Source organism: Floridaenema fluviatile BLCC-F154 (genome assembly GCF_041929135.1).
GTDB classification, from domain to species: Bacteria; Cyanobacteriota; Cyanobacteriia; order Cyanobacteriales; family Aerosakkonemataceae; genus Floridanema; species Floridanema fluviatile.
This window is the reverse complement of sequence record NZ_JBHFNS010000019.1, coordinates 164,792-180,351: the sequence shown is the minus strand read 5'-3', so window position 1 is coordinate 180,351 and position 15,560 is coordinate 164,792. Positions and strand designations below refer to the sequence as shown.

Annotated in this window: 12 protein-coding genes; 6 read left to right on the top strand and 6 right to left on the bottom strand. The window is 37.5% G+C overall.

The window, feature by feature from the left end:
• Positions 1-78: 78 nt before the first annotated feature.
• Complete coding sequence (locus tag ACE1B6_RS04930; protein WP_413256129.1) at positions 79-3,309, top strand: tetratricopeptide repeat protein; 3,231 nt, start codon at positions 79-81, stop codon at positions 3,307-3,309.
• A gap of 37 nt (positions 3,310-3,346) precedes the next feature.
• On the opposite strand, the gene ACE1B6_RS04925 is transcribed toward ACE1B6_RS04930, so the two are convergent.
• Positions 3,347-3,853 (bottom strand): DUF6653 family protein, encoded by a 507-nt coding sequence (locus tag ACE1B6_RS04925; RefSeq protein WP_413256128.1) that lies wholly within the window; start codon positions 3,851-3,853, stop codon positions 3,347-3,349.
• A 32-nt stretch (positions 3,854-3,885) separates the two neighbouring features.
• Between ACE1B6_RS04925 and ACE1B6_RS04920 the strand changes: the two genes are divergently transcribed.
• Positions 3,886-5,004 carry a trans-sulfuration enzyme family protein gene (locus tag ACE1B6_RS04920; RefSeq protein ID WP_413256127.1) on the top strand — a complete coding sequence of 373 codons (1,119 nt, stop codon included), beginning with the start codon at positions 3,886-3,888 and terminating at the stop codon, positions 5,002-5,004.
• An 88-nt stretch (positions 5,005-5,092) separates the two neighbouring features.
• On the opposite strand, the gene ACE1B6_RS04915 is transcribed toward ACE1B6_RS04920, so the two are convergent.
• Positions 5,093-5,680, bottom strand: coding sequence for an SH3 domain-containing protein (locus ACE1B6_RS04915; protein ID WP_413256126.1), 588 nt, complete (start codon positions 5,678-5,680; stop codon positions 5,093-5,095).
• A 213-nt stretch (positions 5,681-5,893) separates the two neighbouring features.
• Positions 5,894-6,472: a hypothetical protein gene (locus ACE1B6_RS04910; protein ID WP_413256125.1), complete on the bottom strand. Its 579-nt coding sequence runs from the start codon at positions 6,470-6,472 to the stop codon at positions 5,894-5,896.
• 369 nt (positions 6,473-6,841) lie between these two features.
• Here ACE1B6_RS04910 and ACE1B6_RS04905 point away from each other — a divergent pair, with 369 nt between their 5' ends.
• Positions 6,842-7,777 (top strand): DUF2382 domain-containing protein, encoded by a 936-nt coding sequence (locus ACE1B6_RS04905; RefSeq protein ID WP_413256124.1) that lies wholly within the window; start codon positions 6,842-6,844, stop codon positions 7,775-7,777.
• A gap of 94 nt (positions 7,778-7,871) precedes the next feature.
• Positions 7,872-8,792: an S-layer homology domain-containing protein gene (locus ACE1B6_RS04900; RefSeq protein WP_413256123.1), complete on the top strand. Its 921-nt coding sequence runs from the start codon at positions 7,872-7,874 to the stop codon at positions 8,790-8,792.
• A gap of 418 nt (positions 8,793-9,210) precedes the next feature.
• Here the strand turns inward: ACE1B6_RS04900 and ACE1B6_RS04895 are convergent, their stop codons facing one another.
• The 3 genes from ACE1B6_RS04895 to ACE1B6_RS04885 form a co-directional block, all read right to left on the bottom strand.
• Positions 9,211-12,759, bottom strand: a complete 3,549-nt coding sequence (locus tag ACE1B6_RS04895; RefSeq protein ID WP_413256122.1) for a WD40 domain-containing protein — start codon at positions 12,757-12,759, stop codon at positions 9,211-9,213.
• An 18-nt stretch (positions 12,760-12,777) separates the two neighbouring features.
• On the bottom strand, positions 12,778-13,257 hold the full coding sequence (locus ACE1B6_RS04890; protein WP_413256121.1) for a cupin domain-containing protein: 480 nt from the start codon (positions 13,255-13,257) through the stop codon (positions 12,778-12,780).
• Positions 13,258-13,329: 72 nt separating this feature from the next.
• On the bottom strand, positions 13,330-13,857 hold the full coding sequence (locus tag ACE1B6_RS04885) for a dihydrofolate reductase family protein (protein ID WP_413256120.1): 528 nt from the start codon (positions 13,855-13,857) through the stop codon (positions 13,330-13,332).
• A gap of 226 nt (positions 13,858-14,083) precedes the next feature.
• On the opposite strand from ACE1B6_RS04885, the gene ACE1B6_RS04880 reads away from it, so the two are divergent.
• Positions 14,084-14,590: a DUF6653 family protein gene (locus tag ACE1B6_RS04880; protein ID WP_413256307.1), complete on the top strand. Its 507-nt coding sequence runs from the start codon at positions 14,084-14,086 to the stop codon at positions 14,588-14,590.
• A gap of 12 nt (positions 14,591-14,602) precedes the next feature.
• On the top strand, positions 14,603-15,559 hold the full coding sequence (locus tag ACE1B6_RS04875; protein WP_413256119.1) for a hypothetical protein: 957 nt from the start codon (positions 14,603-14,605) through the stop codon (positions 15,557-15,559).
• Position 15,560 lies beyond the last annotated feature (1 nt).

Below are 15,560 nucleotides of genomic sequence, written 5' to 3'. Positions count from 1 at the left end.
TTACCACAGATATCCACAGATGAACACAGATAAACACAGATGAATAGTAGAGATTTTCTATATTTTGCAAGATGTATAATGCAGACAAAAAAAGCTTTTACCCATAGTTTTTTTACTGTGATTCTCTTGATTGTGCTATCTTCAACAACAAATTATTTAGCTCAGGCGCAAACTTCTGTAAACCAACAACAAACCGAAGTAAATCGATTATTTCAACAAGGTATTGAACAATATCAAATAGGTAATTTTTCCGCTGCTTTACAAACTTACCAACAGGTTCTACAACTGCAAAAAAATTCAAATAATCAAGCAGGTGTTGCTAAAACACTTAATAATATAGGTCAAGTTTATACAAGTTTAAGTGAATACGATCGAGCTTTAGACGTATTACAACAAGCTTTAATAATTCGGCAAAAACTCAACGATAAAGCTGGAATTGGCGAAACTCTCAATAACCTGGGTTTCGTTTATCGCTTGTTAGGCGAATATTCCAAAGCTTTAGAATTACATCAACAAAGTTTAGCTATTGCTAAACAAATTCAAAAACCTGCAATTGCAGGGGAAGCATTGCACAATATTGCTGCTGTTTATGCGGCGCAAGGTAACTATAATCAAGCTTTAGAATTATATCAACAAGCGTTAATTATTCGGCAACAAGTTGGAGATAAACGAGATGAAGGACGTACTTTAAATAACATTGGGGGCGTATATTTTAGTGTAGGGGAATATCAATCAGCAATTAATTACTATCAACAAGCTTTAGCCATTCGCAGAACGCTTAAAGATCGAGCAGGTATCGGGAGAATTACTAGTAATATTGCTTTAATTTATCGTCAGTTAGGCGATTATGAAAGAGCTTTAGAATTTTATCAGCAAGCTTTGCCAGTCTTGCGAGAAATCGGAGATAAAGCTAGTGTTGGTAACACTTTAAATGGGATGGGAATTATTTATGAAAATCAGGGAAAGTATGAGCAAGCTTTAGAAATTTATCAACAATCTTTGCAAATTGCTCAAGAAATTGGCGATCGCCCCGGAATCGGCAATACTTTAGATAATATTGGTGGAATTTTATATAGTCAGGGAAAGTACGCTCAAGCTTTGAAATCCTATCAGGAAGCCTTAACAATTCGGCAACAAATAGGTGATAAATTAGGTTTAGGAAATTCCTTAAATAATCTCGGTGGAGTTTACTTTAATTTAGGACAATATCCCAAAGCATTAAAGTATTTGCAGCAAGCTTTAACTGTAAGGCGAGAAATTGGGGATAAAGCGGGAGAGGGGAGAAATTTGCAGGCGATCGGGAATATTTACGAACAACAAAAAGAGTATAATCAAGCATTAGAATATTATCGCCAAGCCTTAGCTATTTCTCAAAAAATTAGCGACAAATCAGCAGAAGGTAGCACCTTAGAAAATCTCGGCAATATTTACGCAAATTTAGGAGACTATTCCCAAGCCGAAAACTTTTTAAATCAATCATTATCCATCCGTCAAAATATTGGCGACAAAGCCGGAAAAGGACGAACTTTAAATAGTATCGCCAGCGTTAAATTTAAACAAAAACAATATTCGCAATCCTTAGAAAACTTACAAAAAGGATTAGCTATTCTTCAAGAAGTAGGCGATAAAAATGCTGAAAGTATTACTTTAAGTAATATTGGTTATGTCTTAGAACAACAAAATAAACCCACATTAGCAATTGTTTTCTACAAACAAGCTGTTAATATCACTGAAGCAATTCGCCAAGATTTAAAAGTATTATCAACTGAACAACAACAATCATTTACTAATACAATTACCGACACCTACCGCAACTTAGCTGACTTGTTACTTAAACAAGATAGAATTCTGGAAGCACAACAGGTTTTAGATTTACTCAAAGTCCAAGAATTAAATGATTATTTGCGAAACGTGCGTGGAAATGAAAAAACCGCCCAAGGAGTTGATTTATTATCTCAAGAACAGCAGATTACAGAAAAGTATAACCAAGCAGTAAAACTGGGTAAAGAACTTGCACAATTACGCAACATTCCAGATAATCAGAGAACATCAGCACAACAACAAAGAATCGCTGAATTGGACAAAACTCAACAACAAATTCGCGCCGATTTTAACGAATTCATTCGTTCCCCAGAAATAGTTAACCTCTCCCAAGAACTGAGTCGCGCCTCTAAAAATCAAAACCTAGATTTACCGAATTTAAATCGCTTGCAACGTTCCTTACAACAGTTACCACAATCAACAGTAATTCTTTATCCTTTAATTTTAGACGATCGCATAGAATTAATCTTAGTTACAGCTTACTCTCCCCCAATCCGTCGTTCAATTCCTGTCAAACGTACACAAATAAATCAAGCAATAGTCGAGTTTCGTGGCACATTGCAAAACCCAGAAATAGACGCTACAAAATCAGCAAAACAGTTTTATGATTGGTTAATCAAACCAATAGAAAATCAACTTATTCAAGCCGAAACAAAAACCATTATTTACGCCCCAGATGGACAATTACGTTATATTCCTTTAGCCGCCCTTTTTGATGGCAAACAATGGTTAGTACAGCGATTCCAAATTAACAATATAACCGCCGCAACTTTAAGTAACTTTAATGCAACACCTAAACCTAACCCCCGCATTTTAGCAGCAGCTTTTAGCCAAGGAAATTACACAGTCAAAGCGGGAAGTAGACAATTAACTTTTGCCGGATTACCCTTTGCTGCCAGGGAAGTAAAAAATTTAGCAGCTACCGTTCCTAATACTACTAAATTATTAGATAATGACTTTAGTCCTGCGACGATAATTCCTCGCTTAAATGAGTACAACATCGTCCATTTAGCCACTCACGCCGCCTTTTTAACAGGTTCGCCAGAAGACTCATTTATCTTATTTGGAAATGGCGAATTTGTCACCCTACGAGATGTGGAAACTTGGTCACTTTCTAATGTAGATTTAGTAGTGTTAAGTGCTTGTGAAACAGGATTAGGGGGAAAATTAGGAAATGGAGAGGAAATTTTAGGTTTTGGTTATCAAATTCAATTAGCAGGTGCTTTAGCTTCTATTTCCTCATTATGGGCGGTTTCCGATGGCGGAACTCAAGCTTTAATGGACTCATTTTATCGGGAATTAACGACAGGAAATGTTAGTAAAGCAGAGGCTTTAAGACGATCGCAAATTGCTCTAATAACAGGTAACTACCAACCAGCAACAAAACAGCAACAAATCATCATCCAACCAGCTACTCCCAGCAACATAATCCAACGCCTAAATCACCCATATTACTGGGCACCATTCATCCTAATTGGCAACATTTAAAAAAAGTTCGTAGTAATGACTTCAGTCGTTCTCTTAACTAATACAACCAATGGCTATACTCAGCTTCCACATCTTTCATATCCTCATAAAGCCAAACCATCCGATCGATAAACCACAATTTCCCTAAATAAACCAAAATCACCCCTAATAAAGTAGGCCAAACATTCAAAGCAGACAACCCCCAAATCAAAAAAATCACTCCCGATGTAGAAACAACGCTAAGAATATTAGGAACTCGTTGATGATGTTTAGGTACTGGAATATTGTCCCGATTTAACCAAACTCGCTCACCCAAAACCGCTTTAGAAGCCCAATTATTTGTTGAATTTGGTTTAGGAAAAATTCGGGGATTTAACCACATCCAACCCATAACAATTGTCACCGGAATCAAACACCACCAACCCAACCAAACCCGACTCCAAATTGCCAAAATCAGCAAAGGTAAAACAGTAAACCTTGTCCAAACACTCCAAGGGTTAGCATGACGCGCCCAAGTCGCTTCATCCATCTGAAAACTTGCTGCTATATTTCTTTCTAAAGTCATTGAATCAACTCCATTGTTGAACACAAATTACCATGCACATTGAAACTTTAGCGATTCACGCCGGACATCAAACAGACCCAGCTACAGGCGCACTAGTAACACCTATTTATCTTTCTACAACATTTGAGCGTTCATCAGACGGAACTTATCCCCAAGGTTATGATTATATTCGCAGCAATAACCCCAATCGAGAAGCTTTAGAAAAATGTGTTTCTCAGTTAGAAAATGGAGCAGTTGCAGCGGCTTTTGCTTCCGGTTCTGCGGCAACAATGAGCGTGTTTCAAGCTCTTTCTCCTGGCGATCATTTAATTGCCCCAAATGATATTTATTCGGGTACATCTTTGCTCCTAAAAGATATTTTAGCACCTTGGGGATTAGCCGTAACTTTCACTGATTTAACTAATCTTGATTTAGTTACTGAAGCGATACAACCAAATACTAAATTAATTTGGGTAGAAACACCTTCCAATCCTTTGCTAAAAATTACCGATATTGCCAAAATCTCGGAAATTGCTCATCAAATAAACGCTTTATGTGTTTGTGATAATACTTGGGCTTCTCCTGTAGGGCAAAGTCCTTTAAATTTAGGTGCAGATTTAGTGGTTCATGCTACTACTAAATACCTTGGTGGACACAGTGACGTTTTGGGAGGTGTAGTTATTAGTAAAACTGAAAATGAGTTTTTTGAGAAAATTAGAAAAATTCAAAAAGTTGGGGGTGCGGTAGCTGCTCCTTTTGATTGTTGGTTAGTAATGCGGGGAATTCAAACTTTACCTTACCGAATGCGTGCTCATTCCCAAAATGCTTTAAAAGTGGCGGAATTTTTAACTGATCATTCCCAAATAGAACAAGTTTATTATCCTGGTTTAAAGCAGCATTCAGGACATGAAATAGCTTTAAAACAAATGTCATTGTTTGGGGGAATGATTTCTTGTCAGGTGAAAGGTGGAAAAGAGAAAGCTTTTGCTGTTGCTGGTAAAGTAAAAATTTTTACTAGGGCTACTAGTTTGGGGGGTGTGGAAAGTTTAATTGAACACCGCGCATCGATCGAAGGAAAAGGAACAAAAACACCAGAAAATTTATTGCGTTTATCTATTGGTTTAGAACATCCTGATGATTTAATTAACGATCTTGCTCAAGCGTTGGAATGATTTTTTTGGTGAGTGGAAGGGCGAAGGGTGGAGATCGCCCTTTCATCATCATCAATTAACAAATAATTTACACTCCTCATTCCTTTCATTAACGGCAATAGCCCAAATTGTCCGCCTGAACATAGCCTTTAAAAGGAACACTAATTGGCACCCAACCATTTTCCCCTAAACTCTCAATTGTAACTCTGCGCCCATTAGCAACAAGTCCCAAACTAGGCGTATCAGCAGAAGGCGCTTGCCAAACACTAGTTCCTCTTTCCGCAACTACTCGACGGCAGCTAGTTGGAGGTGGAACTGTTGCGACATCACAAGGGCTAAGAAAATTAGCAAATACATAGCCGTCTAAAGGTGCTGTAATTGGCACCCAGCCATTATCACCTTCATTTGCAATTGTTACATTGCGTCCGTTATTGATAATTCCAATCGCCTGACTATTTACTGTTGGTTGTTGCCGCACATAAAGACCACTTCTGGCACTAACCTGACGACAACTTTCCGAAACTTGCGCTACTAAATATTCGCTTTGATTCTGTGTGGTTATGCTTTCCGAACTAGCAGGTTTAACTTCCTGATTTTGATTTAAACTAACAGCAAGACTGGGAGCAGTAAAAGCTGTTGCTGATAACAACAACGAACTCACGATCGCTGAATATTTTGGCAAATTTTTTGCTTTCATTTTCATAAGGTTTACTCTCTGGGAATGTACATACTAATAAGTTTAGAAACAAGCTAGTTCCTCTCTCATCTTCTAGAAGAAGGAGGAAAACACCATCCAAATGGTATAAATTTAATTTGATTTTTTATTTTTATTAATAAAATGCTCCGACTGTTAACACACAGCCAGAGTTGTCAGTTTTTTATTATTTGGTAATCCATGAATTAAATTTGATTAGCTATAAACGCGAGGTTTACGTGCGCCGACAGAAGCACCAATCATCGCAGCTATCAACCCTAGTAAAGATCCAAATAAAAATGACCAAGCTGCCCTTGCTGTACTACCAGCAATATTGCGAGCTTGAGCAGCGTCTATATTAGGTGTTTGAGTACCCAATTGTCCTGCATTAGAAGCTATGACACCAAAGGTTCCAGATATACCGCTAACTAATAACCAAGAACTCAATGCTAAGGTAGTTGCCCAAAGAATTGCTCCATTTAAAAGAGCCGTTTTCTTATTCATTGGACCACAACTCAATGCCATAATCCAACCGCCTAAAAATAAGGCAATTAGTAAACTAATAATTGACCAAATTCCAACCCCAAAACCAACATCGCCCGCATTTGCACCACCAGCGCCAAGACTTAAGCCAATAGCTGCTCCTAAAGCACTTAAAATTAATTGGGTGCTAATCGCGATCGCTATTCCTCCTAAGATTGGGCCCCATCTTACGCGATCGTGATAATCAACTACAGGATTGATAATTGCAGGTTCAACGACTTGATTACTTGGTCGTTCTGAATAGTAGGTCATAAAAAATTCAATCCGTTATCTTAACTACATTTCTTCTTGTTCTCAAATAAATTCTAAGTAATAGTAAATAAATATCCTATCTATCCTTGGTTAGAATAAATTTCTTATTTAATGTATCTTAATTTAACAGCTTAACGACCGCAAACAATGTGTCAATCTATATTTTTACGATTAAAGTTGATTAATAATTATATGTTTTATCATACCGGATATCTAATGAATTAAGTAAATCCATCTATCAAAAGATAGAAATATTGAGAAAAATTTGTTTTTGCGATCGCTACCTTTTCCTTCATAAGAAAGAAGTCTCAACTTTGAAACCTCTCTACAGTGGTGACATAACTTGATGTCGATAGGATAGAAAAGTAAATGTTACTCTACAAAGTTGAAGATTTTAACCCCAACTACCGCACCGAAGCTTTTGATGGCAGAGAATTCAAGGGCTTAGATGTCTACGCCGGAAACAACGATGAAAAAATTGGCAAAATAGATAATGGATTAGTAGATGAAACAGGACGTTTCCGTTATTTTGTAGTTGATACAGGTTCCTGGATTTTTGGAAAAAAAGTTTTAGTTCCTGTTGGTCTGTGTCGAATTGATTTTCGTTCCAATCGTGTTTATGCTACAGGTTTGCAGAATAAAAAGCAAGCCGAAAGATTGCCGAGATATGAAGATGGAATGTCAGTTGATTATGACTACGAAGAAGAAGTACGGAATATTTATCGTACTCCAACTGTAGAAGCTACTCCACCTGTAGAAGCGTCCTTACCTGTAGAATCAACTGGAATTGCAGGTGTAGCTACTCCAGTTTCTCGACCTCAACCAGTGGTTAAAGAAGATTACGATCGCCAAGCCTACACTTATGAAAAAGAGCCTGCAATGTACAATATCAACGAGCAGGATCACCAAGACTTTAAACTTTACGAAGAACGATTAGTTACCAGTAAAAGCCGTCGGAAAGCTGGCGAAGTAACTGTTGGTAAGCACGTTGAAACTCAAACTGTAAAAACTACTGTTCCCGTTGAAAAAGAACGAGTCATAATTGAACGGACAACTCCCACAGAAACGCGCATTTCTGACACTCCTCGTGATGCTTTCCAAGGAGAACAAGCAATGCGAATGGAAGTTTACGAAGAAACTCCTGATATTAGAAAAGAAACTGTTGTCCGCGAAGAAATTAACATTAGAAAAGAAGTAGCACGGGATACCGTTGAAGTCAAAGACACAGTACGTCGTGAAGAATTAGATTTAGATACTGAAGGTAGTTCCAAGATTAATGAATTACATTCGCCAGATGACCATTAATTAATTAAAAATTACAAAATTTTGTTGATTTTTGGTTAGGGATTGATTGAAATCAAACTATTACAAAATACAAAACAGAGGAGGTTAGTTTATCATGCCCGAACGCTGGCATTTACCAATAATGAGTGCTATACTTGCTGTTCTAACAGCTTTTTCAGGTTTCATGGCTTTTTTGGGCAAACCTGAACAGGGAATAGCACAACAATCAGAGCAAAATTTTCCTGATGTAGCCCCTAGTTATTGGGCTTATCCATTTATTGACAAGTTAGCCGAAAACAACATTATTGCTGGCTATCCTGATGGTAGATATAGACCAGAACAGTTGATGGATAGAGATGAATTTGCTGCCATCATCCGTCAATCTTTTAATCAAGAAAGGATTAGAAGTATACCATCAGGAAGTGCCTTTAATGATGTTCCGAGAAACTATTGGGCAACCCAACCCATTGAAGAAGCCTATGAAATGGGATTTATGGGAGCTTTTAATGGATTTAGATTTCGGCCCCAAAATGAAATTACCAGAGCACAGGCATTAGCATCAATAGCAAAAGGTTTGAATTTGAATTACGATCGCTCTAGGTCATCTTCGTCGATAAATCGAGATAGAACTGCTAGGAATCGCTTGGTATTTCCTTTAGCAACGACTGCTTTAATGCAGCCATTATTACCAATAATTTCCCAGCGGCAACAACCCAAACCTAATAACGTTGAAGGAGCGAAAACAGCTGCTAAAATACCTGCACAAAGATATCTCAATCTTTACTATGATGATGCTAATCAAGTTTCGCCATCTTTAGTTAATCCTGTGGCAGCAACTACACAAGCAAATGTAGTGGTTAACTATCCGCAACCTCGATTGCTTAATCCTAACCAACCTCTTAAACGTAGTACTGCTGCTGCAATAATTTATCGAGCTTTAGTTTATCAAGGTAAACTACAACCGCTTCCTAATAATATCCAGGCTACTAAATATTATCCTAAGCCTGTGAAAAACGTTACTACTCCAGCAAAGTAGGAATTTAGTTTAGTGGAATAGTACTAACTCGATTTGCTAGTGATGATAATTGAGTTCAAATAAGGTAAGCTGTTACGCATTTAAAAGTCATATTGTAGGGTGCGTCAGATTTAGATATTTTCCTTTCTATATCAGGCTTTACTGTCTGACGCACCCTACTCGTTAATAAGTGATTTAAATGCGTAACAGCTTATGTTGTTGTGCTTTAGCAGTCTAATTTTTAGAGGTAATAAGAGCGTTAAAGTGCAACAACATACTTAGAACTTACGCACTCAGATCCCCCAACCCCCTTACCAAGGGGGCTTGAGAAATTCCCCCCTTTGGTAAGGGGGTTGAGGGATCGGGGTTTCAAGCTGAGAGTGCGTAAGTCCTAATACTAACTAGCAAATAAATTTATTGTCTTTGACGATCGCCAATGTTAGCAATATTTTTTTGCACCTAACTTTTTCAGGGTGTTAATTTCTGCATTCGTTAAACCAGTAATGTCACTAATGTTCATTTCCTGGTATGGTCGATCGCTTTTCCATATTTGCAAACATTCTCCGGTTTGAACATCCCAAATCCTGATAGTTTCATCTTCGCTGCTGCTAATAAGTTGACTACCATCTGGTGAAAACTTAATAGATAAAAGTTGATTTTTATGCCCGGAAAACTCTTTTAAGCATACTCCTTGTTGCGGACACCATAAACGAATTATGGCATCATTGTTTGCAGTTGCAATAATTTGACTGTCGGGACTCCAAGCGATCGCACTAACTACATCAGGATGGGATAATATATGCAAACAAATTATAGATTTACCTTCTGTAATTTCAGGATTTATAGACCAAATTCTTACAGTACGATCGTAACTACCACTTGCCAAATATTTGCCGTCAGGACTCCAACTAATACACCATAACCAATGTTGATGTCCAGTTAAAATTTGAACGCATTCCCCAGAATTTATATCCCAAATCCGAATTGTTTGATCGGCGCTACCACTGGCTAAAAATTTTCCCGTTTTGTACCAGTCTACTGCTACTACCCAATTACTATGACCTGGTAATGTTTGTTTTAATGTTCCCGTTTCAGAATTCCAAATTTTAATAGTTCGATCGACACTACAACTAGCTAAAATTGATTCGTTAGGATGCCATGCTATTGAGCAAATCCAGTTAGTATGTCCTTGTAAAATGTGTAAACATTGCTTAGTTGAAATGTGCCAAACTCTAATTGTGCGATCGTGAGAAGCACTAGCTAAATAATTACCGTCAGGACTCCACTTTACATCAGAAATTAAATTAGAATGACCGGATAAATGCTCAAAATTAATTTCTGCATTAGGTTGCCAAAGACGAATTATTGTGTCATCACAACCACCAGCGATTAAGTTATGATGAGGATGCCAAGTTAGCGATCGGATCGCAAATTGTTGTCCCTGCAAAGTTTTTAAACATTTCCCAGTTTGTCTATCCCACAACCGCAATGTGTTATCATGAGAACCGCTTGCTAATATTAGTTGATTGGGATGAATAGCTGTAAACCAAACCCAGTTTGTATGTCCTCGAAAAATTCTTAAACATTCCCCAGTTTGAGCATTCCAGAGTCGAATAGTGTTATCGTGCGAACTACTAAGCAAAGTTTTACCATCAGGATTCCAAACTATACACCAAACTGAATTTTGATGCTCAGAAAAACTTGCTTCCCATCTCTCAGTTTGCAGGTTAAAAATTTTAATTTCCCCATCTTCGCTACAACTAGCAAGTAAAGGTTGATTTGGGTGCCATGCTACACAACGGACTGGGGTATTATGTTCTGTGATTGTATGTAAAAGAGTGCCAGTTTCTTGATGCCAAATTTTGATTATGCGATCGTTACCTGCACTAGCTAATAGTGTACTATCGCAATTCCAACTTACAGTATTAATTGTGTCTTGATGTCCCTGTAAAACTTTCAGACATTCGCCATTTTGGGGATGCCATAACCTAATTATAAAGTCATTACTGCCAGAGGCGAGAATTCCGGTTTTGCTCCAGGCGATCGCTCGAATTGCGCCACTTTCTGGCATGATAGTATTAACTAAATTTCCCGTAGTAAATTCCCAAATTTTAATTGTTTGGTCTTCGCTACTGGTGGCAATATATTGTCGATCTGGACTAAGTGCGATCGACCAAATATAACTATCATGAGCGTGAATAGTTTGGATTGGTTGAATTTCAGGAACTCGCCACCAACGCAAATTTCCCGTACTATCTCCCGTTAATAAAGTATTTCCATCAAAGCTAAAAGTTCCTGAAAATAAACTACCAAAGGTTTCGGTAAACAGAGATTTAATAAAATGACATCCTGAAAAATTAACTTGTTTTAAGAAAATACCTCGGAAGTCTGCATGACGAATTGTTAGATGGGAAAAGTCGTAATGAGACAGGTCAATTTTTAGGAAATTACATAGATTAATTAAATTACCGATCGCATAACTTGATTGCATCGATACTGATTGGCGAATTTTGGTTAAAATGCGAAGGATTTGTTGCTCGATCGCTGCAACAGAAGTAAATTTAGTAGAGAAAAAATCAGCAATTTGTGAAAGGATTAACTGCTTTTGGCTATCCCGAATATAATCATAAACATTCGTTTTAATTAGGGGATAGTTAGCGAAAAATAAAAATTCAGTTGTTACTAATTCATTGCTTATTTGGTCAATTAAACATTCGGTAACATATTCCATTACTACAGGTTGCTGAGTATAACTTCCTGCGTTATTTTCAATTAAACCTCGCCATTTGAGCGACTCTAAAGCGTCAATTAAACGAGTACGAGAAACCGGAGGAACGATATCTTCTGCTAAAGTAGCGATCGCCGTCCATTCCCGATTAATTGCCAGCCAATACATGATAGACTGTTCTAAATTTGAAAGTCTTTGAAATTGTTCGTCAAGTAAGCGACGAATACTATTAAAAATAATAGTTTCTTCTGCTAAAAATTGAGAGATTTCCCCCGCAAACAAATCTTGAATTGTGGTAGAGACAATTTTCAGAGCGAGAGGATTGTAACTGTAGCGATCGCACAAAACTTGCTGCTGTTCAATAGTACCAATTAATCCTTTTGCTTGAATCAAAGAATGAGCAGTTTCCACCGATCCGCTCAACTGTAAAGAACGCACAAATCCATCTAATCCTTCTAAAGTAGCAAGTTCAATAGGCTTTTCCCGGCTAGTAATAATTAAACAACTTTGGTGCATTGTTTCACCAATTAATTTAAAAAAATCCCCGTATAATTCATAATTTTGGCGATAATAACCTGCGCGATCGCCTGCTTTAAGAATAGTTTCTATATTGTCAAGAATAATTAAACAGCGACGATTGCGTAAACAATGCAATAATTGAGGTAAATCAGTTTCGCTACAATGTTCTTGTGAGAGAAATGGGACAATTTCTTCTAATAAAGTGCTGAGATTTGGCGCATGACGGAGACTTCGCCAAATGATGCGATCGAATTGATTTTGTAGCGACTTTCCTAACTTAATCGAAAGAGTAGTTTTGCCAATGCCGCCCATACCCAGAATAGCAATTAAGCGGCATTGTTGCTCTAAAATCCATCGCTTGAGGATGCTTTGTTCTTCATCTCTTCCGTAAAATTGGCTAACATCTGGAGATTCTCCCCAGTCAGTTTTTAGAGAAGTTGATTCTGAGGATAAATTAACAATAGAAGAGGATTGTTGCTGATTTTTATGACGCTTAATAGCCGAGCGAAAATTCTTTTTATTAACTGATTCGCCCAAAGATTGACTTAACGCTTTCCAAAATTTTGGCCCTGCATCGGTAGTAAGATAATTAACAGAATAACCTGCTCGATCGGCAATTTGCGTGTAAGTTTTACTCTGCCAAGCACCTTGGAAAATCACCGTTTCAATGTCACTGAGTTGTCGCCCCAGTTGGTGCTGCATGAGACTGTTAATGATTGCGATCGCATCTTCTAAAGTCATGAAACTAACTGAAACATTTTAAGTTTCCCAAAAATCCTGAAATGCTGATTCTTCAACCAAATAAGCTTGTTCGCCATCTCGAATCGCCCGTTTATTGTGGCGAGGAAACACACCAATATCCACAGCAGCTTTCTCGCCCCCAACTAAATAAACGAGTTCTTCATCAAAAGGATTGCGAAGATGATGAGGTTTTTGAGGTAAACCAAACCCCATAAAGTCGCCAGTTTCTACTTCATATTCTGTATCGTCAATTTCAGCAATACCACGCCCCGACAAAATATAAATCCATTCTTCTTCATTGCTATGAGCATGATAAATAAAAGATTCTTTACCAGGAGGAATACGCGCCAAAGTAACAGCAATGCGATTTAAACCTGTTGCTTTACTTAGCGATCGCAAATACACTTCTGAATTAGAATTTAGAGGATGATGAAATTCAAACTCGCTGATAGCAGCAATATCGGATGCTTTGATTAACGAGGGTTTAGAGTCAGTCATTGAATTTAAATTTTAGGTGAATAATTTTACAGGTAAATTTGCGAGGTTAGACTAAAGTAAAAACTTTTTTGCTTATTCAATTAACACATTATAATAAATTAGCATAATTCCGCTCGCATATTCTTTAGTTGCTTGCAGAATTAATTTAGTTTGAGGAACTGAACTTTCAAATAATGGTTTTCCACTGCCAAATATAACAGGATTTAGTTTAATGATAACTTCATCAATCAGTTTTTCTGACAATAGTTGAGAAGCTAAATTAGCTCCACCGCACAACCAAATATCTTTACCATTTTGACTTTTTAGATCTTTGACAATTTCAACAACATTCTCGGAAACTAAATTAACACTCTCATCTGGGCTTTCTTTCATCGAACGGGAAAAAACATATTGCTGCATCGTTGGATAAGGGCTAGTTTTCCCCTCTTTTAAACCAACTTCATAAGTTTTTCTCCCCATTAAAACCACATCAAACCAACTGTATGAATTTATAAAGTCAGCAACAAATTCATCATCCCAAACAAATCCATCAAAAGAGCCATCTTCATGAGCAATAAACCCATCCAATGTAGTAGCAATATAATATTTTAGTTTTCTCATGATTTTCTCTCTCATACTTATGGTGGTAAATTTCGTAGGACAGGCATCTTGCCTGTCATCTCCAATCCCTAATCTAATTTCTAATCCCTAATCTAAAGATTGCCACAAATTAACATAGATTTCCATAGGTTTTCCGATCGCCAACTCCATAGGTTTTCGGTAACGACAATCGCTGAACTTCCTATTACTGTGGGAATTGAAAGTTAGATTGCACTGAAAGCAAAAAATCATATTTGCACAAACCTTTGCCGATCTCTTCAGTATGGATGATACTACCTGGAAACGTCATGCTAATCCCTGGTGTTTTTGGACTCGTCTTTCTGTTATTCCTGTTTTATTTTTAGCGGTTTGGAGTCGATTTTGGTTAGGTTGGTGGTCATTGTTACTAATAGCGATCGCACTTTTCTGGGTATGGTTAAATGCCAGAATATTTCCTGAACCAAATTCAACAAATAACTGGGTATCAAAAGGTGTTTTTGGCGAACAAATTTGGATAAATCGAAATCAAATCCCCATACCATCTCATCATCGTTATTTTCCCCACATTCTCACAACTATTTCTGCATTTGGTTTAATTTTTGCAGTTTGGGGTTTAATAACGCTCGATCTTTATTTCACTGCGCTAGGAACATTGCTGATTTATGTTGGTAAGCTTTGGTTTCTCGATCGCATGGTATGGCTTTACGAAGACATGAAAGATGCTAATCCAAAATATCGAAGCTGGCTATATTGAAAGGAGAAATTAATGGACATTAACGTATTTTCTAAATCGGAAGTACCAATAGTTTTAGGAGCATTAAAAACTGTAGCAGCCGATCCGCAAGCTTTAACAACACAAGAATTTCAATTTTTACAAACGCTCAATCAACTTTATCAGAATGATAAGTCTGTAGATAATTTGCCTGATATTAAATTGCTAGATGTTGCTGAAAAAATTACCGATTTTCATCGCCGGAAACGACTTTTACAACTAGCAATAGTTATGGCAATGGTAGAAGGTAAAATATTACCTCGGCAAGAAGTGGGGTTAAAAGCGATCGCTCAAATTTTATCTGTTAGCGATCGCAGTCTCCAAATCCTCCATGAAATTAACAAAGGTCATCAACTATTCGCCCAAATTTTGATGATGCAACGAATCATGGGTAACTTTCTTGTAACAGCATATCGAGAACAAGGACTAACAGGACTTAGCCAAATCCTTAAACCTTTATTGTGGCAACGGGGAGGCGAATATCCCCCATTAGCAGAGCGATTTTATCAGCTAAAATTGTTACCAAAAAACACTTTAGGTTATTGTTTTTGGCAACATTGCACCGAGCGAAAATTTAAATTTCCTGGGGAAGAGGGAGCAATTCCAGAACGGCTAGTATTTCATGATTTTGGACATATTTTATCAGGCTACGATACTAACCCAATGGGAGAAATTCAACAAGGCGCATTTCAAGCAGGTTTTGTCCGCGATGATGGTTTCAAATTTTTAGTATTTGCAATTCTCCAATTCCATTGGGGAGTAAAAATTACGCCAGTTGCAGATGCTCAAAAGGGATTATTTGATAGTGCGCGAGTTATGCAGGCGCTTCAACGGGGTGCAGCTTGCAAAGTAGATTTATCTAAAAATTGGAATTTTTGGGAAGTAGTAAATGTGCCGCTTGATGAGTTGCGCGATCGCTATAACATCCCCGCACTAGCCTCAGTCACCTAGC